Raw genomic sequence first — 19,052 nt, 5'->3', positions numbered from 1 at the left:
GGTCAGTCCATCTTCAGGATGATCTTGCCGAAGATCTGACGGGATTCCATGCGCTCCAGGGCGCGGTCGATATCGTCGAAGCTGACTTCGGTATCGATGACGGGATGAACGAGGCCGCGGCCCATCTTCTGCATGGCGTCTGCCATGTTTTCCATGCGGCAGCCGAAAGAGCCCAGGAGCTTCAGCTGCTGCTGGAAGAGCATCATCAGGTTCATCTCGGTCGAAACACCCGAAGTGGAACCGCAGGTGACGAGACGGCCGCCGCGCTTCATGCACAGCATCGAGCCAGCCCAGGTATCCTTGCCCACATGTTCGAAGACGACATCGACGCCCTTCTTCTTGGTGAGCTTGCGCACCACGCCCTCGAAGCGGTCGGTGCGGTAGTTGATGACGTGATCGGCGCCGAGCACCTTCGCCCTCTCGATCTTGTCGTCGGAGCCGACTGTCGTGATGACGGTACAGCCGATCTTCTTGGCAAGCTGGATCGCCGCCGTGCCGATGCCGGAGCCGCCGGCATGCACGAGAATGGTTTCACCGGGTTCGAGCTTGGCATTGTCGAAAAGCATATGCTCGACGGTGCCGAAGGTGACGGGCGCAAGCGCTGCACCGATGGCATCGACGCCGGGAGGCGCCGGAACGAGCAAGCGGGCCGGCAGGTTTACCTTCTCCTGCGCGAAGCCGTCGAGATGAAAGCCGTGGACGCCGGAGACATGTTCGCAGAGATTGTCGCGGCCTTCGCGGCAGGGACGGCAGAGGCCGCAGGTGCGCGCGCCATAGATCGCCACGAGCTGACCGGGCAGAACATTCGCCACGCCGGGGCCTATCGCTTCGACGACGCCGGAGGCTTCCGCGCCGATGACGAGCGGCATCTTGCGCTTGGCGAACGCCATGCCGCGCCAGCCCCAGACATCGATATGGTTCAGCGCAACCGCCTTGACGCGCAATGTCACCTCGCCGGCACCAGGGGCGTCCGGTTCCGGCAGGTCGGTGATCTCAAGCTTGCGGTCATCGATCAGTTGCAAAGCGCGCATGGCAAAACCTCTCGCGTTTAAGGCGTTTTTCTTATTGCTAAAACATGTCGCGCAAAAGTGTGCAGCGGTTTTGCGGCGACGACATGCGTAAAGACAAAGACCTAAACCGTGTCAAGCGAATCCGAACGATCGCGACACGGTTTAGTGTTGTCGGGAACCGCTTAAGCCGGTTCGAGCGCCATGACAAGGCTGGCATTCTGTCCGCCGAAGCCGAAAGAGTTGGAAAGCACGGCCGAGACCTGGGCTTCCCGCTTCTTGTTCGGCACGACATCGAGAACGATCGACGGATCCGGGTTGTTGTAGTTGATCGTCGGCGGCAGCGTGCCTGTCAGCATCGTCTGCAGCGAGAAGACTGCCTCGACAGCTCCTGCCGCCGTCAGCGTATGGCCGATCATCGACTTGTTGGACGAAACCGGAATGCCGACCAGCTTTTCGCCGAAGACGGCGGACATGGAGCCATATTCCATCTTGTCGTTTTCAGGCGTCGAGGTGCCGTGAGCGTTGATATAGCCGATATCGCCTTCGCTCATGCCGGCATCCGCAAGTGCCGCGCGGATCGTCGCGATCGCCGGCCCGCCATCCGGCGAGGAGCGCGTGCGGTGGAAGCTGTCGGCCTTGTCGCCCGCCCCCTTCATGATGCCGAGAATCTTGGCGCCACGGGCAATTGCCGATTCCAGCGATTCAAGCACCAGCGTCGCGGAACCTTCGGCGATGACGAAGCCGTCTCGATCCTTGCTGAACGGCTTGGAGGCCTTGGTCGGCGGGTCGTTCTGGGTGGAAAGGGCTGAGAGCAGCGAGAAGCGGATCAGCGCTTCGGCACTCAGCGAACCGTCGGTCGCGACCGTCAGCGCCCGGTCGGTACGGCCCTGGCGGATCGCCTCGATGCCGAGCTGGATGGCCGTCACGCCCGATGCACAGGCCGTCGACAGCGTGATCGGCAGGCCGCGTGTACCGAAACGGTCGGAGAGACGCTCGGAAATCGCGCCGAAAAGCGCCGCCTCATGGAAGGCCGGATCGGGACGCTGGCGCATGGCGGCGAGGAACCGCTCATAGGCGTCACCCGGATGGTCGGCTGCCGGCGAACGGTCGGCAAGTTCGAAGCGGGCGCTCCATTCCGGCTCGATCGGCGGCGCGGCCAGAAACAGCGGGCCGTTGAAATCGCCGGAAATACCGGCATTGGCAAGTGCCTCGATGGTCGTCTCGCGTGCAAAGGCAAAGGAGCGCTCGACCGCGTTCGGCACGGGAATGTCGATGAAATCGACCGTGCCGGCAATGCGCGTCGAAAGGCCGTCCGTCGGGAAACGGGTGATCTCGTGAATGCCCGATGTGCCGGACGAAAGAGCCGCCCAGTTGTCTTTCAGGCCCTGGCCGAGCGAGGTCATGATGCCCATGCCTGTTACCGCAACGATCGGCCGGCCGAGATGATCCCTGTAAGCGGAAGCTGTCATTTCAGTCTCTCCTCACGCTTCTGCGGAAAGAACGGCGACGCCTTCGCCGCGCTGGTGTCCAACGGTGGTGACGACGGCCGCTTTCGTGCCCGCCTTCATCGGCGCTTCGTGCGCGGCATCGAAGGGCGGAACCTTGGCCGTTGCATCGATGGCAAGGGCGGCAAGCGCGAGGCCGAGCGTGAAATGCGCCTCGATCGCGTGGCCCGAAACGCCACCGAAGCCGCGGATCGCAGCGCCCGGAAGCTGATGCTCCAGCACCGCCTTTTCGCGTCCGGCAATCTCATGCATGCCGGTCGAGCCGGAGAAGATCGCCGTGGTCTCAGTCGCAAGCGCAGCCGCGGGCTTCAACAGCCGCTCCATCCGAACTTCGAAATTGCCAGCACCGCGATTGCCGCGATCGCCTTCGACGGCGTTGATGGTGGCATAGATATGCGCGCCCCGCGCTTCGGCATGCTTGCGTGATTCAAGCACCAGGAAGGCGCCGGCCGAACCGGTGATCATCCCGCCGCCTTCGAGGCCGGAGCGCGACCAGAGCGGTGCCCATTCGCCGCGCGTATGTGCGCCGATCGCCTCGGTGAGCAGGATCATGTCCGGACGTTCGGCCGCAAAGGCGCCGCCGACCAGCGCGTGGGTGGATTCGCCCGACTTGATGCGCCAGAAGGCCGTCTCGACGGCGGAAACGCCGGAGGCTTCTTCACCCATGAAAGTGCGCGAGGAACCGGTGACCTTGTGAACGATGGAAATATTGCCGGCGAGCAGATTGGAAAGCTGCGCCAGGAACAGCGTCGGGCGCAGCTCCGTCGTCAGCTTTTCGTTCAGCAGCAGCTCGCGGTCGTTGCGCTTCAGGCCCTCGTCGACGATCAGCGTATCGACATTGATGTCGCGCTCGCCGCCGCCGGCTGCCACGATCATGTCCATCGTGCCGCAGGCTTCCATGTCGTCCTTGAAGCCGGCATCGTCGAGTGCCAGGCCCGCCGTGAAGACGCCGATGCGCTGCCAGTTTTCCATCTGGCGCTGGTCGCCGCGCTTGGCGATCTGCTGCGACCAGTCGATCTCAGGCAGCGGATGAACCGGATAGGGTTTGAACTTCTCGGTCTCGACGACGGTCTGGGGCGCAGCATCGGCGGTCAGGAGGGCGATATGCGCATCCTTGCCGACACCCTGACAGGTCACGATGCCGATGCCGGTGATGACGACATCATTGGCGGCCTTGCTCATCTATTCACTCCCCTGGGCCTTCGCCCCCTGCGCGGCGATGGCATCCATCAGGCCCACCTCCTCAGCACGTTTCTTCACGATATCGCCGAGCGGAATTTCGCTGAAGGGCATGGTGCGCAGTTTGAGCTGCGCATCGCAGACCTTCTTGCCGCCGCTGGTGATCTTTGCCTTGGTAACGGCAAAACCGGAGCCGTCATGTTCGAGGAAAGCCTCGATGTCGAGCACAGCTTCCGGCTCGACGAAGGTGCGCATCTTGGCGCCGTCGACCGACATCAGGAAGGGCATCGACGCAAAATTCGTGGCGGCCAGCACCAGCATGCCGGAGGCCTGCGCCATGGTTTCGATGAGAAGCACACCCGGAACGAGCGGCATGCCCGGGAAATGCCCCTCGAAAACGGGGCTCTTGGCCGGCACGACCGAGCGCGCAACGAGCGTGCGCTTCTCGAGGTCCACCGCCTCGATACGGTCAATCATCTGGAAATATTCCAGCAGCATCAGACTTCTCCGGCGCGACGCGCAAAAAGCCCGTCGGAAGGCCTACTTAGGAACAAAACCGCCCGGCCGCCATATCAACGGCGGCAGGGCGTGAAAAAAAGACGATGATGTTGCTTCAAGCCTTTGCGGCGCGCAGCTCGTCGATCTTGGCACAGAGGTTCTTCAGCACGAAGTATTCCTCGGTGGAAACCTTGCCTTCGTTGACTTCCTGCGTCCACTTCTCGAGCGGAATCTTGATGCCGAATTCCTTATCGATGGCGAAAACGATATCGAGGAAGTCGAGGCTGTCGATACCGAGGTCGTCGATCGTGTGGCTTTCCGGCGTGATCGTTGCGCGGTCGATCTCGCTGGTTTCAGCAATGATGTCGGCAACTTTATCGAATGTAGCGGTCACTCGCTCTACCTCTTGGAAATGAAGATTCCCCTCCTCATAGGCAAATCCATTTCAAAAGCCAATGCTTTCGTCCCGGTTGCAAGCCAATTTGGCGAGCAGGTGTTGCCTAAACAGCAATGGAATGGCGCGCTTTGGCCTGTCCGAGATAGGCATCGATGCGTAAAGCGGCCACCCGGCTAATGATTTTTCTGGCCTCAGTGTCGGCAAAACCGTCTGCCTCGACGGCGCAGAGACCGTCCTGATCCACGGTTGCAACGGGCAATGTACACACAGAACGAAACCTCCGTGCACCTAAACTTGCGTTGAATTGCGGCGCTGCCGGATGGCTCGTATTGGGTGAAACAGAGCCGGATATTTCTGCAGCAGGTTGGTGTTCAAGGTGGGAAATAACCCACTGAAGAAGGAAACTTTGATCTGGATCAAATTGGAATCCGGTCGGAATTGATAAAGATCAAGACGCAGACGCAAGAAATCGGAATAGATGACCTTGGGGCCGAAGCGTAACACAAACGCAGGCACATGGTCGGATCGGGGCACCGGAACATGGACATCGCGCGTAGTGAAGATCCTGACATAAGTATTCCGGCAACCTGCCGCGTCTGCGAGGCACGCCACGGCGTCGTCTGCGGGGCGCTGGCGGCTGCGCAACTGCGCGAGCTCTGCAAGCACTCGACTCGCCGCAAGCTCGATGCCGGCTGCGAGATCGTCGCCCAGGGCGAAGAAGTCTCGTCCTATTCCAACATCATGAATGGCGTGGTGAAGCTCTGCAAGGTCATGCCTGACGGGCGCCAGCAGATCGTCGGCCTGCAGTTCGCCCCCGATTTCATCGGCCGCCCCTTCGTACCGGAAAGTACATTGTCGGCCGAAGCGGCCACGCCGACGGAAATCTGCGTCTTCCCCCGCGGGCTGCTCGACCGGATGATATCGGATACGCCGGAACTGCAGCATAACCTGCACGCCCAGGCGCTGAAGGAGCTGGATGCGGCGCGGGAATGGATGCTGACGCTCGGCCGCCGCACGGCCCAGGAAAAGGTCGCAAGCCTTCTCTATCTCGTCGCCACGCATGCAGAGCCGGAAACGACCAGCAGCGCTGCCTTCGACTTGCCGCTCTCACGCAGCGAGATCGCCGATTTCCTGGGGCTGACGATCGAAACCGTCAGCCGCCAGATGACGAAGCTGCGCAAGCAGGGCGTCATCCGCATCGAAAACAATCGTCACATCGTCGTTCCCGATATGGATCAGCTGGAGCGCATGATTACCGCGTGATCACCACGCGCGTATTGGCAAGACCGTTTTCCTGCGCCATCGAGAAGAACGCCGCCGCATTGGCGGGATCGAGGCGCACGCAGCCATGCGAGGCCGGCGTGCCCAAACGCTTGCGTTCAAACGTGGCGTGAACGGCATAACCGCCGTTGAAGAACACCGCGAATGGCATTGGCGCATTGTCGTATTTCTTCGAGCGGTGATCGCGCGACAGCCACTTGGCGCTCCACGAACCGGTGGGCGTGGAATAACCTTTGCGCGCCGTCGAAACCTTCCAGCGATACTTGACCCAACCGTTCTGGCTCACAGTCATCGTCTGCTTGCTGATGCTGATATTGGCAACCAGCGTGGCAGCTTCAGCTGCAACCGGAGAAAATTGCAGCAATAATACTGCGGTCGCGGCCGCAAAAAACGTCTTCATAGTGATCCCTCAATCGAACTCTAAAGGCTTGCCCCACCCAACGAGAGGAGAAACTACAACAATACTGCGTATATTGCCTTAAGCCGAATGGTAATCACATTTTTAACAGAACAGGGGCAGTTACCGCACTGCATCTCACTCCGGAAAGCCAGCCTTGCGGTAGCCATCGACGAAATGCGCGAGCGTCGCTGCGTCGCGGAATGGCTCCATCGCGACCCAATGGCTGATGGTGAAATGCGGGTTTGCGACGAGAAACAGCTCGGCCTCCGCACGGGCCTCTTCGAGCCGGCCGAGCTGGGCCAGGCCCGCCGCCAGGAAACGGCGTGAGCTTGTGCGATAGGTTTCCTCCCGGTGCAGCGTCTCGACAACGGCTTCGTAGTTACCATCAGCATATTGCGCCTGGCCGAGCGTCAGATAGTACCAGCTGGCCGGAAAAGGATTCAGCCGGAAGGCCTTGCCGATATGTTCGAGACCCTCGTCGATCCGCCCGGCGAGAACAGAAATGTCTGACAGGGCCGCCCAGGTGTCTGCCTCGTTCGGGTCTAGCGCGATGGCTTTTGCAAATTCTGCATCGGCTTCTGAAAAGCTGCGCTCGTAGGCAAGCAGGTAGGCCAGCACCCAGCGGCTGCCGGCATCGTTGGGATCGAGCGCGACGGCCTTGCGCGCAAGTTCCAGGGCAACGCTGCGGTCAGCGTCCGTCGGTCCACCGCTATGCACCCATCCCATCCAGTGGTTCAGCGCAAGCCAGCGATGGGCCTCGGCATAGTCAGGGTCGAGCGCAATGGCCCGTGTCAGCATCAGCTGCGTTTCCCGCGCACTTTGCGGCGCATCATCCATCAGCGTACGCGCCCGCACGCAGAGATCGTAAGCATCGAGGTTCTTGGGCCGGTTGCGGGGCGGCATCGGCCGCAGCCGGCCGAGCAGCGCCTCGACGATCTTGCCGGTGACCTCGTCCTGAACGGCAAAGATATCGTCCAGGCTGCGGTCGAAGCGCTCCGCCCAGAGATGGTCGCCACTCCCGGCGTCTACCAGCTGCGCATTGATACGCACGCGCCCGGCGGCGCGTCTTGCGCTGCCTTCCAGCAGGTAACGCACGCCAAGCTCTTCGGCGATCGCGCGCACGTCCATCGCCTTTCCCTTGTAGGCAAAGGCCGAGCTGCGGGCGATGACGAACAGATCGGGGAACCTGGACAGGTCAGTGATCAGGTCTTCGGTCAGGCCATCCGCGAAGAAGTCCTGCTCCGGATCAGAACTGACATTGATGAAGGGCAGCACGACAATCGATGGCTTGTCCGGCAGCGCCGGAAGCTTTCGCTTCGCGCTGCCAAGCTGCTTGATGGCCCCGATAAAGCGGTAGCCGATGCGCGGAACCGTAGAAATCCATTCACCGCCATCAGCGGCCGGCCCCAGCAGCTTGCGCAGTTGCGCGATCTGGACGGTGAGATTGCCCTCCTCGACGGCAGTGCCCGGCCAGGCCGCATCCATCAGCTCGGTCTTGGCCAGAATTTCGCCGGGCCGCCCGACGAGCGCGGCAAGCAATTTTACCCCGCGGTGCCCGACGGCAACGGGATCGTCATTCCGAAGAAGCGTCCCCGCCTCCGGATCAAGCACGAACGGACCAAAGGCAAAGCGCAGTCCCTGCATGGCGCGCATCCTAGAGGCTTTCATTCCGGGTTGGAACCGTCCTGCCCGATGCCAGACCCAGGTATTCCGCGGCGGTTCATGCGCTTGGCATCAAGGATGCGATCTGTGTAAATCAAGCAACAGACGGTGGCGGCGACAACGAAATAATGACCACCTGAAGATCGAGCATCGAGGCGGTTCCCATGGTTTTCTGGATAGCAAGTCTGGTTGGATTGGCGGTCGCCTATCTCTTCGGCTCCCTACCCACGGGCTATCTGGCGGGAAAACTGCTGAAGGGCATCGATATCCGCGAGCATGGCTCCAGATCCACCGGAGCAACGAATGTATTGCGAACCCTCGGCAAATGGCCTGCGCTGGCGGTTCTCCTCATCGACGTGCTGAAGGGCGTCGCAGCAGTCGTCTTTGCCCGCTGGTTTTACCTCTGGTTCTCGACGGTCTTATCAGATACGCCGCCGACAGCGCTTGATCTGCAGAGCGCCGAGCCCTGGGCTGTGTGCCTGGCCGGTCTTGGTGTGCTGTTGGGGCACGGCCGTTCGATCTGGCTGAATTTTATAGGAGGCAAATCGGCGGCCACGGGGCTCGGCGTTCTGCTGGCAATGTCCTGGCCTGTCGGCGTCGGCGCTGTCGTGGTTTTCGGCGTTGCGCTCGGCATCTCCAGGATCGTTTCCCTGAGTTCGATGCTGGCGGCGTTGACGGCTATCGCTCTCGTCTGCGGCCTGCAGCAACCCTTGCCCTATCGGTTGCTGGTGATCGCAGGCGGCCTATACGTGATCCTTCGCCATCACGCAAATATCAGGCGGCTGCTGTCAGGGACGGAGCCGCGCCTCGGGCAAAACAGCCGTTGATCGACCCCCTACGCTGCGAGACAAAGCCCGGCTTCAGCCCTGCCTGACGATGGTGCCGAGCACGTTGACGAGCAGGCGCGATGCGGTCAGCGCCGACACGCCGTCGATATCGGCAGGAGGATAAAGCTCCACAAGATCGAAACCGGCGATGCGCGCCCGCTTGCCGAGACCGGCGATCAGGTCGATCACCTGCGTGTAGGCCAGCCCGCCGGGGCTACGTGCCGCCACCCCGGGCATGATGCCGGGATCGAGGCCGTCACAATCGAGAGTGACGACGACCCTTGCGCCCTCGGGAATATGCAGCAGGGCCGCTTCGATGCCATCGGCATGAACCTCCCGGGCGGTGACGATATGGCTGCCATAGCGCAGCGCCGCCTCGATCTCGGTCAGACGCGCGCTGCCGACGCCGCGTATGCCGACCTGCACGATGCCGGCGACGTGCGGCATCTCGCTTACCCTTCGCATCGGGTTTGAATAACCGTAGCGCTCGCCATGGAGCTCGTCGCGCCAGTCGATATGGGCATCGATCTGCAGGACCCAGACCGGCCCGTGATCCGCGAAAGCCGCCAGAAAAGGAATGGGAACGGAATCATCGCCGCCGAGCAGGATCGGCACGGCCGGCAATGCCAGCACCTCGCGCGTCTTCGCCTCGATCCGGGCGCGATTGCCGGCATTGTCATGCATGATGGTCTCGATCTCGCCGGCATCGATGCAGGAGACCGGCCCGCCGGCAAAGAGCGGGCCGCCGATATCGAAATCCCAGTGCTCGATGAGATCGGCATCCTCCTGGCTTGCAGCGCGGACAGCGCCGGCGGCCAGCGCATAACCGCTGCTATCCTTGCCGGGATAGGTGCTGCCGTGCGCGGCTGCGAAGATCACTGCACGGGGCACACGGCCATCGGGCAGGCGATCGGGAAGGCCGAGAAAGGAAGATGAGGCGGTCATGTCCGTGTTGTCCTGATGGGGCGAAATCCTGTTCTGCCCTGTTTAGTCCCTTTGGAAGTTTTTGCGAACTTTTTGGAAGCGCTTAATTACCGCGCCCGCCCTATCGCGCAGAATTCGTCCTCTGTTTCAGGTCGAGGGTCTCAGGACCTTCAAACCCTATGGAGGTAATCATGAGCGATAGCTGCACATTCGCGTCCGCTCCGCATCGCCGGCCACTGCATCGACATCACGGGCTGATGGCTATGAGGAGCATGATCACGAGCCTTTTCCGGCGCATACGCCTTCGCCAGGAACTGAGGCGAAGGATGAAGGTTAGCTTCCCGCTGATCGACGATATCTGCCCGGCAAGACAACTGGACGCGGAAAACGTCGGGGCCTTCTGGCATCTATGAGGCAAATGTCGAATGACACCGGATCACCAGCCTCCGCCGACCGCAGCGCTTCACCGGCACCCGTACGGAGAGGATCGCATCCCCTGGGCCGCAATGGCGGGTATCATCGCCACCGTCACGGTCTTCGCCGTGGCGCAGGGGCTGACCTATCCGCTGCTGAGCTTCATCCTCGAGCGACAGGGCACGACATCCACCCTGATCGGCCTGTCGGCGGCAATGACTCCGACAGGCTTCATCGTCTCCGCGCCCTTCATTCCCGCACTCTCACGACGTATTGGCGGAGCCCGGCTTGCGATCCTGTGTTCGGTCCTTGCTGCGCTCACACTCACCGCGATTGCCTGCATCGATGATGCCTGGGTCTGGATGCCGCTACGCTTCCTGCTCGGCTTCTTCGCCAACCCGCTTTATGTCATCAGCGAAACCTGGCTGCTCTCGCTCACGCCCGCATCACGCCGGGGCCGCATCATGGGCCTCTATTCCTCGATCGTTTCCGTTGGCTTTGCCATCGGCCCGCTATCGCTCGGCCTCGTCGGCACCGAGGGCTGGCCGCCCTTCATGATCGGTATCGCCGCCTTCCTTGCCTGCGGCCTGATCGTGCTTGCGGTCACCCCTCGCCTGCCGGACATGCGGCATGAAGGCGAGGCAATATCGGTCGGCGGTTTCTTCGCGCTGGCGCCGCTCCTGTTGTTTGCAGTCTTCGCTGCTGCCGCTTTCGAGCAGATCCTGCTCTCCCTGTTTGCGGTCTATGGCTCAGCCCTCGGCAGCGAGGAGGAGCGCATCGCATCGCTGATCACCTGTTTCATAACAGGCAATGCCGCGCTACAGATCGTGCTCGGGCGCGCCGCCGAACGGTTCGGCTCGCGGCGGACGCTGTTGTTCTGCGTTGTGGTTTACCTGATCGGCTGCCTGCTCTTGCCTGTTGTCTTCGATGCCTGGCTCATCTGGCCACTGGTCTTCCTCTGGGGCGGAGTTTCCTTCGGCATCTATACCCTGTCGCTGATCCAGCTCGGCGAGCGTTTCACCGGCCAGGCCCTGATCGCCGGCAACGCAGCCTTCGCTCTTGTCTGGGGCCTCGGCGGCATCGTCGGCTCGCCCGCAACAGGACTGGCGATGCAATTGATCGGGCATCAGGGCCTGCCAATCTCGCTTGGCCTGCTGAGCTGTGTATTGGCGGTGTTGCTGATGGCAAAGAAAGGACGAGACTGAAGGCTAACCTAGAGCAGGCAGACGAAAGCCACGAAGGCAAGCAGCGTCAGGGCCATGCAGCTCGCCTGAAAGACAGAGATCCCGGCCTCCACGTCCCCTGCCGTCGCCACATCCCGGCCCGTGCCGTTGATCATCGGCTCGCGCACCACCACACCCGAATAGACGCGCGGGCCGGCAAGCTGCAGATCGAGCGCGCCGGCCATTGCCGCTTCCGGGCGGCCGGAATTCGGCGAGCGGTGCAGTTTGCCGTCGCGGATGCCGACGCGGAAGGCTTCGCGGAAAGCCGCCGTGCCGCGGCGGATGCCGGCACCGACGGCAATCAGCAGGATGGAAAGGCGCGCCGCCGGCCAGTTGGCGATATCGTCGAGCCGGGCCGAGGCCCAGCCGAAATCGACGTATTTTTCCGAACGGTGGCCGATCATCGAGTCAGCCGTATTGAGCATCTTGTAGAAGAACAGGCCCGGCAGGCCGAAGATCGCATACCAGAGCGCTGGTGCCACGACGCCATCGGAGAAATTCTCGGCCAGGCTTTCGATCGCCGCGCGGCAGACGCCCGGCTCGTCCAGCGTTTCCGGATCGCGCCCGACGATACGCGACACCGCCTTGCGCCCGCCGACAAGGCCTTCGTTCTTCAATGCCGTGGCAACCGCCGCGACATGGTCCGACAGGCTCTTCTGCGCCAGGAAGATCGCCACGCAGAAGACTTCGAGCAGGATGCCAACGGGGCCGAAAAGCATGAGGAACCAGTGCAGCACCAGGCCGGTGACGATCGCAAGCCCCGAGAGCGCGAGGATAGCCACTACACCGTTCTGCCGGCGCTGCGCCTTGCTCAGACTGTCGCGGTTGAAATGCTGATCGAAATAGGCGATTGCCCTGCCGAAGATGGCGACCGGATGCGGAACGCGCAGCCACAGCCATTGCGGATCGCCGATGATGCGGTCAAGCAGCAACGCCAGAACCAGCACGAGAGAATGTTCATCCAAATTCATCGGTCAAAGCTCCGAAGGGCCGCGGCAAGTCGTGCATCATCAGCAGCGTCAGGCGCAAGGCCGAAGCGCAGCCAGTCCGGCGCGTAATCGAACCGGCGGACGAGAATATGATGGCGGCAGAGAGTCGTGTAAATGTCACCGGCCTTCGCGTCGGCAACGAGGGTGAAAAGCGGCGTGCCGCCGGCAACGGCAAGCCCGGCCTCGGCAAGCACGGCATGCAGGCCCGCCTGACGCTCGACAATCGAGCCGGCAATGGCGGAGACATCCGAATTCAATAGCGAGCTCGCCATTGACAGTGCCGGCCCCGAAACCGCCCAGGGACCGAGCCAGTCCTCGAAATGCTGGAGGATATCGCTCCGTGCAATGGCAAAGCCGAGCCTCAGTCCTGCTAGCCCGAAGAACTTTCCGAAGGAGCGGAAGATGATCAGGTTCGAAAGCCCTGATGCACGTGGCGCGAGGCTGGCTTCCGGGCTGGTATCGCCGAAGGCCTCGTCGACCACCAGAAAACCACCGCCCGACTTCAGCCGCTCATGCAGTGCTTCCAGCCTGTCGGCCGCATAAATCCGACCGTCGGGATTGTTCGGGTTGACGACCACCGCCAGCCCATGCTGCACACCGATGTCATCGATATCGCTGACCGCATCGACCACGAAACCGGCAGCGCTGAACGCCCGCGCATATTCCCCATAGGTCGGCGACAGGATCGCCACTCGCCTCCCCGGCGCGATCAGCCGCGGCAGAAGCTGGATTGCCGATTGCGTGCCGGGAACCGGCAGCGGCAGGATCGCGCCGCTGCGATAATGATCGCGCGCCGCATGCCGTGCCGTCTCGACCAGATGCCGGTCCGGCAGGCGATGCCACGCCCGCGCCGGTATCTCCGGCAGCGTCACCGGATTGGGATTGATGCCGGTCGAAAGATCGAGCCAGTCCTCCAGCCGTCCACCGAAGCTTGCCGCCGCTGCGGTAATGCCGCCGCCATGCACGATCGGCGCATTCATGCGGCTGCTCCCGCAAGATCGATCAGATGCATGTAGGAGCCGGCCACCTGTCCGCGCCGCAAGCCGGCGAGGCCGAGATCGTTGCCGAGCGCATCCTGCGTGGCAAACATCCGGTCGGCCTTCCCTTCGGAGACGATCGTCGAATAGTGGAATTCATGCGCCGTCATCGGCCTGTCGAAAAAGGCTCCATCGAGCGGTGTAACACGGCGATAGCCGAGATGCCGCTTGCGCGTCTCATAACTGGTGACGAGAGGCAGCAGGCCGAGCATTTCATGGCGCTCGCCCTTCTCGTCGATCAGCCCATCGCCCAGCACCATGTAGCCGCCGCATTCGCCATAGATGCGCACCCCGCGATCGGCCGCAGCCTTCATCGCCACGGCAAAATTCTGCGAAGCCGCGAGTCTGCCCGCATGCAGTTCGGGATAGCCGCCGGGAAGATAGATCGCATCGGCAGTGACGGACGGGCCTTCGTCGGCCAGCGGCGAGAAGAAGGAAATCTCAGCGCCGCGCCGCCGCCAGCCGAGCAGCATATGCTCGTAGCAGAAGGCAAAGGCGATATCGCGGGCAACGGCAATGTGCCTGCCAAATGGCATCAGCCGGGCAATATTGGCAGCCGACGGCCGGTTCATGCCCTGACGCGCGATGCGCATCAGGAATTCGAAATTGCACTCTTCGGAAACGGCATTCGCCGCATAGTCGATAAACGCGTCGAGCGCGCCATGTTCGCCCGCCTGTACCAGCCCCAGATGCCGCTCTGGCAGCCCCAGCATCGCATCCTTGCGGATGACGGCAACGATGGGCATGCGGATCGCTTCCAGCGCCTGGCGCAGCATCGCCTCATGCCGGTCGCTGCCGACCTTGTTGAGGATGACGCCRGCAATGCGCACATCGGCCCGGAAACCGGCAAAGCCGCTGACGAGCGGCGCCACCGACTGCGACAGCCGCGAGGCATCGACGACGAGCACGACGGAAAGCCCGAGCTGCGCCGCGAGATCGGCCGCCGTGCCGCGCCCGTCCGCAGCACCGTCGAAGAGGCCCATCATGCCCTCGATCAGCAGCACGCGGTCGCCGGAGCGATGCAGCGTTGCATTGGCGGAAATCAGTTCAGGCCGCATTCCCCAGGGGTCGAAATTCAGGCAGAGCGTGCCGCTTGCCGCAGCATGAAACGCCGGGTCGATATAATCGGGGCCAGCCTTGCCGGGTGCGACGGCCACGCCGCGATTGCGCAGCGCCCGCAGCAGCCCAAGTGTCACCGTCGTCTTGCCGGAACCGGAGGATGGTGCGGCGATCAGCAACCCGCTCATGCCGTCTCCTTTCCTCGGCCGTTGGCATGTCGAAAAGGATCTGGCTGCAGCCGCCGTCCGCCGAGAGCTCCCAGCCAGTCGAGCGAGGCGCGCAGCCGCACCACTTCGCCGACCACGACGATTGCCGGCGGCTCCAGCCCGGAGGCGGCAACGGCCTCCGGCGCTTGCCCAAGCGTCGTTTCCAGCACCTGCTGGTCGCCGGTCGCCGCGTTGCAGACGAAGGCTACCGGTTCGGATGCCGAACGGCCCGAAGCAATCAGATTGGCGCTGATCTGGGAAATATGTTTCATCGCCATATACATGACGATGACGGGCGAACCCTTGCCGATCGCTTCCCAATTGATCGCATCGGGCACGATGCCGGAGGAATCATGGCCGGTCAGGAAGGTCACGGCATGGTTGATGTCGCGATGCGTCACCGGAATGCCGGCATAGGCAAGCCCGCCGATCCCGGCGGTAATACCCGGCACGATGCGGAACGGAATATTGTGCTCGACCAGCGTCAGCGCCTCTTCCCCACCGCGCCCGAAGACGAAGGGATCGCCGCCCTTCAGCCGCAGCACGCGCTTTCCGGCCCGCGCCAATTCCACCAGTCGAAGCGAAATATCCCGCTGCTTGGCGGAGGGCTTGCCGCCGCGTTTTCCCGCATATTCGAGCTCCGCACCTGACCGCGCGAGCTTCAGACATTCCTCATTGACCAGCGCGTCATGGACGATCACATCGGCCTCGGCGAGCCCCTTGGCGGCAAGCAACGTCAGCAGGCCCGGATCGCCGGGACCGGCCCCGACGAGCCAGACGCTGCCCGGCTCGAGCGCCGGCAGATGTGAGAATGCGCTATCTATCATCCCGCTGATCTAGGCCTGCCGACAGACGAGGTCAACGCTCTCGCTTGCCGCGCACCGGAAGTTGACAAAATGGACCTGAATCAACTCCGCAAGAACCGGAATCAACCTCAAAAGAAATACCCCTAAGAGATTGATTGGATTCCGAAATGGAAAGCGGGCCGGCCGCGATGCGCAAAGGCCGGCCCGTCGAAAATCATCAGGCGCGCAGCAGCGTATCGCGGATCAGGCCTATTACCTTTTCCGACTCGATGCCGGTGGCAACGATCTGGCTCGGCAGGCCGTCCCAGTCGCCCGGCGGGAAGCGGCGGCCATCCGGCTTGACGACCGTCTGACCATCGGCAATGCCGCCGCAGACGACGCGCACCGCACCCGTAATCGTCTTGAACAATTCCGGTGCCACGACATAGACGCTGGCGCAGCTGTCATGCACCATCATGCCGTCTGCGACCGCGTGCTTGTAGAAGTCGATATAGGACTGCGAAAGCACGTCGAGCTGCTTCACCGCCTTGTCGCCCTTGGCGGCCATGTCGCCGAGATAGCTGCGGCTCATCGTGGTGATCGCCGTGACATCGAGACCGATGACGACGACCTTCCACGGCGCGGTCAGCACGATATCGGCAGCTTCCGGATCGCCATGAATATTGGCTTCGGCAACCGGCGAGACATTGCCCGGCACATAGAAGTTGCCGCCCATGATGACGACTTCCTTCACCAGGCTGGCAATCTCGGGGTCTTCCTTCAGCGCCAGCGCCAGGTTCGTCATGCGGCCGACGGCCACCAGCGTCACCTCGCCCGGATTGGCGCGCACCGTCTCGATGATGAAGCGATGCGCCGAACGCGGATCGACCGGCAGGTCGATCACATCAGGCACCGGCATGTCGCCAAGGCCGTTCTCACCATGAACCATGGTGGGCCACGGACGCTCCTGGCGCGAGGGATCGATGGTAACGCTTGCTCCCTTGGCGACGGGTGCGGCGATATTCCATTCCCGCTTCAGGAACAGCGCATTGCGCGTCGTCGTCTCGATCGAGGCATTGCCGAAGATCGTGGTGATGCCGATCAGATCGATCTCTGGATGGCGGTGCAGGAAAAGCAACGCCATTGCGTCATCGACGCCCGGATCCGTGTCATAAATGACCTTGTGCATATGTATCCTCCAGAGCAATTCCAGCAAAAATCTGCAGCGGTTTTGCGCCTTGAATTGCGTGAAAACAAAGGGATAGAGCACATTCGTGATTCAAAAAACGAAGATGCTCCGGATTCGAATCGCTGGCAGCCGGACGGCGCCGCGAAGTGCCGCCACCATAGCGTCCGTCAGGCTTTCTGCAACCCGATGCGGGCGACAGCTGCTGTCGCATGCTGAGATTTGATCTTGCCGAGCGCCAGCTCCGCACCCATGCCAAGAGCCGCAAGGGCCGCCGCTTCCGCCACCCCATGGCAGCCGACACGGGCAAAGACGATGGCAGAGGGATTCCTGAGCCGCGGCGTCTCTTCCTCCAGCCGCACCGCATCGAAGAACACGGCAGGCACAACAAAATGCGCCGCAACCGCAAGGATCGCCGCCTCCTGGCTGCGGCTATCGATCGAGGCAACAGCCGCGAGCTCAGCCCCGCTGATACCAGCCGCCCTCAACGCCTCGACGGCAAGCGCCATAACCTCGCTATCAGGCGTCCCGCGCTCGCAGCCGAGCCCGAGCACATGCCGCCTTGCCTCATCAATGGTGATTTCGCTCATTCCCATCAGCCGATTGCGTCCTGCTGTGTCCCCGGAGCCATTGCAGCTCAAGGCGGGAAATGCAACAAGGCCGCCCGAAAGCCCCGCCCCCGCATACCTCTCCCGGAACAGCATCTTGCCTGACATTGCCATCCATCTGCTTCTGCTGCTCTGCGCGGCGGCCTTCTTTGCCGGTTTCGTCGATTCCATTGCCGGTGGCGGCGGCCTCATCACCGTCCCCGCCATGTTGATCGCAGGCATCCCGCCGCTGCAGACGCTCGGCACCAACAAGGTGCAGTCCCTCTTCGGCGCGGCCTCGGCAACCATCGCCTATGCCCGCAAGGGCCATGTGAAACTGTCGGAACAATTGCCGATGGCGCTGATGGCCGTCATGGGCGGCGCGCTGGGTGCGGCACTCGCCACGCTCGTTCCCGGCCAGGTGCTGCAGGCCGTCATGCCGGTGCTGCTCGTGGCAATCGCCATCTTCTTCGCCGTCAAGCCGAACCTCAACGACGTCGATACCCACAGGCGCATGACGCCCTTCGTCTTCGGCCTGACGCTGGTGCCGCTCATCGGCTTCTATGACGGCGTCTTCGGCCCCGGCACCGGCTCTTTCTTCATGCTCGCCTTCGTCACGCTTGCCGGCTTCGGCATGCTGAAGGCGACCGCCCACACCAAGCTCCTCAATCTCGGCTCGAATTTTGGCGCGCTCGTCGTCTTCGCAAGCTTCGGCGCGACACTCTGGAAGATCGGCCTGTTGATGGGTGTCTGCCAGTTCCTCGGAGCACAGCTCGGCTCTCGGCTTGCCATGCGCATCGGCGCAAAGCTCATCAAGCCGCTGCTCGTGATCGTCTGCATCGCCTTTGCGATCAAACTTCTGTCCGACTCGGCAAACCCGCTGCGCGTCTGGCTCGGCCTGTAGGATAGCTCACCGACGATCTCGTTAAGCCGCCGCTACGAGTGGGTTTCCTGAAGGATCGCCAGAGCCTCGCCGGCCTTCGACTGCTGCGTTGCGAACCAGCGGTCTTCCCCGGCATCTGCCGCCTGTGCCAGCCGGGCCGATCCCTGTTCTTCAGGCGGCGTTTCAGCGGCACGGCGCTTCTCACGCTCGAGCGCGGTAATATAATCCTGGTTGCTGAGGGCCAGAACCTCGGCAAGCGTCATGCCCTGCGGAATGATCGTCCGCTCGCTCGCATTCCCGGCTTCATCGCCCGATGCCGCCTCTTCGTCCTCCGCCCTTCCAGACCGCGCACTCGTCAGAATTCCGCTCCGCGTATCCCCGACACCCTTGTCGCGCCCGCCTGAGGATGCTTCGAACGTAGCGCCCATGTTCGAGAAGAATTTCATCACCTGGGCCATGCGAAAATCGGTCAGTTCATCTTCGGTCATGGTCGACTCGAGGCCTTCGCTCAAGGGGCCGATCTTGAGGGCCGAAGGGTCGAAACCATTGGCGACGATGGTGCCGCCACCCTCGTAGACGCGCGCCACGACCTTATCGCCCATCTTGACCACGAGTTTCACGGGCAACGGGTTGCCGTTCTCATCGCCAAACCAGCCCTCGTCACCAAGATCCTGGATGCCGGCAGCGGACGCCGCGCTCATCCTCACGATACCCGAAGATCGTCCCGAGGCATCATAGGTGTGATCGTCATCGTCCTCTTCCGGGCCGGATGATAACAAGGCAACGAGAGGGTTGGAATCGCCGGTAGCATCCGCGCTTTTCGTCCCATCCTTAGGCTTGCCTGCTAGAATACTTGCGGCCGTAGAAGAGCCCGCGAGCCGGCCGAAAATCTCAGTGCTGATAGATGACACGTTATGCTCCTCGCGATGGAAGGGAGACGCCGCGCCGAAACCTTCGACCCGGGGCTGAACCACCATTCAGGTGGTATCCAGCGCACAAG

Annotated in this window: 19 protein-coding genes; 4 read left to right on the top strand and 15 right to left on the bottom strand. The window is 62.4% G+C overall.

Annotation, left to right across the window (positions count from 1 at the left end):
- Positions 1 to 2: 2 nt before the first annotated feature.
- The 5 genes from AC1DUP_RS03630 to AC1DUP_RS03610 form a co-directional block, all read right to left on the bottom strand.
- Positions 3 to 1,031 carry a zinc-binding dehydrogenase gene (locus AC1DUP_RS03630; RefSeq protein ID WP_477832107.1) on the bottom strand — a complete coding sequence of 343 codons (1,029 nt, stop codon included), beginning with the start codon at positions 1,029 to 1,031 and terminating at the stop codon, positions 3 to 5.
- A gap of 161 nt (positions 1,032 to 1,192) precedes the next feature.
- The gene (locus tag AC1DUP_RS03625; RefSeq protein WP_113299347.1) at positions 1,193 to 2,479 is read right to left on the bottom strand and encodes a beta-ketoacyl-ACP synthase; all 1,287 of its coding nucleotides are present in this window, start codon (positions 2,477 to 2,479) and stop codon (positions 1,193 to 1,195) included.
- A 12-nt stretch (positions 2,480 to 2,491) separates the two neighbouring features.
- Positions 2,492 to 3,697 (bottom strand): beta-ketoacyl-ACP synthase, encoded by a 1,206-nt coding sequence (locus tag AC1DUP_RS03620; RefSeq protein ID WP_115034477.1) that lies wholly within the window; start codon positions 3,695 to 3,697, stop codon positions 2,492 to 2,494.
- Positions 3,698 to 4,192, bottom strand: coding sequence for a 3-hydroxyacyl-ACP dehydratase FabZ family protein (locus AC1DUP_RS03615; RefSeq protein WP_477832106.1), 495 nt, complete (start codon positions 4,190 to 4,192; stop codon positions 3,698 to 3,700).
- Between the two features lie 115 nt (positions 4,193 to 4,307).
- Complete coding sequence (locus AC1DUP_RS03610; protein ID WP_007814022.1) at positions 4,308 to 4,586, bottom strand: acyl carrier protein; 279 nt, start codon at positions 4,584 to 4,586, stop codon at positions 4,308 to 4,310.
- A 543-nt stretch (positions 4,587 to 5,129) separates the two neighbouring features.
- On the opposite strand from AC1DUP_RS03610, the gene AC1DUP_RS03605 reads away from it, so the two are divergent.
- On the top strand, positions 5,130 to 5,852 hold the full coding sequence (locus AC1DUP_RS03605) for a Crp/Fnr family transcriptional regulator (RefSeq protein WP_113299350.1): 723 nt from the start codon (positions 5,130 to 5,132) through the stop codon (positions 5,850 to 5,852).
- Here AC1DUP_RS03605 and AC1DUP_RS03600 read toward each other — a convergent pair.
- Positions 5,842 to 6,270, bottom strand: a complete 429-nt coding sequence (locus tag AC1DUP_RS03600; protein ID WP_477832105.1) for a L,D-transpeptidase — start codon at positions 6,268 to 6,270, stop codon at positions 5,842 to 5,844. The genes AC1DUP_RS03605 and AC1DUP_RS03600 overlap by 11 nt on opposite strands.
- 135 nt (positions 6,271 to 6,405) lie before the next feature.
- Positions 6,406 to 7,914: a winged helix-turn-helix domain-containing tetratricopeptide repeat protein gene (locus AC1DUP_RS03595; RefSeq protein WP_477832104.1), complete on the bottom strand. Its 1,509-nt coding sequence runs from the start codon at positions 7,912 to 7,914 to the stop codon at positions 6,406 to 6,408.
- 182 nt (positions 7,915 to 8,096) lie between these two features.
- On the opposite strand from AC1DUP_RS03595, the gene plsY reads away from it, so the two are divergent.
- Complete coding sequence (plsY, locus tag AC1DUP_RS03590) at positions 8,097 to 8,759, top strand: glycerol-3-phosphate 1-O-acyltransferase PlsY (protein WP_477832103.1); 663 nt, start codon at positions 8,097 to 8,099, stop codon at positions 8,757 to 8,759.
- A gap of 33 nt (positions 8,760 to 8,792) precedes the next feature.
- Here plsY and AC1DUP_RS03585 read toward each other — a convergent pair whose 3' ends face one another.
- Positions 8,793 to 9,704, bottom strand: a complete 912-nt coding sequence (locus AC1DUP_RS03585; protein WP_477832102.1) for an agmatinase — start codon at positions 9,702 to 9,704, stop codon at positions 8,793 to 8,795.
- 404 nt (positions 9,705 to 10,108) lie between these two features.
- Here AC1DUP_RS03585 and AC1DUP_RS03580 point away from each other — a divergent pair, with 404 nt between their 5' ends.
- Positions 10,109 to 11,302, top strand: coding sequence for an MFS transporter (locus AC1DUP_RS03580; protein ID WP_477832101.1), 1,194 nt, complete (start codon positions 10,109 to 10,111; stop codon positions 11,300 to 11,302).
- 8 nt (positions 11,303 to 11,310) lie between these two features.
- On the opposite strand, the gene cbiB is transcribed toward AC1DUP_RS03580, so the two are convergent.
- The 6 genes from cbiB to AC1DUP_RS03550 form a co-directional block, all read right to left on the bottom strand.
- A complete protein-coding gene (gene cbiB / locus AC1DUP_RS03575) occupies positions 11,311 to 12,291 on the bottom strand; it encodes an adenosylcobinamide-phosphate synthase CbiB (RefSeq protein WP_113299356.1) in 981 nt (326 codons plus the stop codon).
- On the bottom strand, positions 12,288 to 13,289 hold the full coding sequence (cobD, locus tag AC1DUP_RS03570; RefSeq protein ID WP_477832100.1) for a threonine-phosphate decarboxylase CobD: 1,002 nt from the start codon (positions 13,287 to 13,289) through the stop codon (positions 12,288 to 12,290). Before cobD ends, cbiB begins: the two co-directional genes overlap by 4 nt.
- Entirely contained in the window at positions 13,286 to 14,593 is a 1,308-nt protein-coding gene (locus AC1DUP_RS03565; protein ID WP_477832099.1) for a cobyrinate a,c-diamide synthase, read from the bottom strand. The genes cobD and AC1DUP_RS03565 overlap by 4 nt, the downstream gene beginning before the upstream one ends.
- Complete coding sequence (gene cobA / locus AC1DUP_RS03560) at positions 14,590 to 15,438, bottom strand: uroporphyrinogen-III C-methyltransferase (RefSeq protein ID WP_113299359.1); 849 nt, start codon at positions 15,436 to 15,438, stop codon at positions 14,590 to 14,592. Before cobA ends, AC1DUP_RS03565 begins: the two co-directional genes overlap by 4 nt.
- A gap of 196 nt (positions 15,439 to 15,634) precedes the next feature.
- On the bottom strand, positions 15,635 to 16,585 hold the full coding sequence (locus AC1DUP_RS03555; protein WP_477832098.1) for a nucleoside hydrolase: 951 nt from the start codon (positions 16,583 to 16,585) through the stop codon (positions 15,635 to 15,637).
- Positions 16,586 to 16,752: 167 nt separating this feature from the next.
- Complete coding sequence (locus AC1DUP_RS03550; protein WP_115034465.1) at positions 16,753 to 17,172, bottom strand: cobalamin biosynthesis protein; 420 nt, start codon at positions 17,170 to 17,172, stop codon at positions 16,753 to 16,755.
- Between the two features lie 115 nt (positions 17,173 to 17,287).
- Here AC1DUP_RS03550 and AC1DUP_RS03545 point away from each other — a divergent pair, with 115 nt between their 5' ends.
- Positions 17,288 to 18,073 carry a TSUP family transporter gene (locus AC1DUP_RS03545; protein WP_477832097.1) on the top strand — a complete coding sequence of 262 codons (786 nt, stop codon included), beginning with the start codon at positions 17,288 to 17,290 and terminating at the stop codon, positions 18,071 to 18,073.
- A gap of 32 nt (positions 18,074 to 18,105) precedes the next feature.
- Here the strand turns inward: AC1DUP_RS03545 and AC1DUP_RS03540 are convergent, their stop codons facing one another.
- Complete coding sequence (locus AC1DUP_RS03540) at positions 18,106 to 18,963, bottom strand: hypothetical protein (RefSeq protein WP_477832096.1); 858 nt, start codon at positions 18,961 to 18,963, stop codon at positions 18,106 to 18,108.
- Between the last annotated feature and the right edge of the window lie 89 nt (positions 18,964 to 19,052).

The sequence above is a fragment of the Rhizobium sp. 01L419 genome (assembly GCF_056400025.1).
The sequence above is the reverse complement of the archived record's forward strand: the minus strand, read 5'-3'. Positions and strand labels throughout refer to the sequence as shown.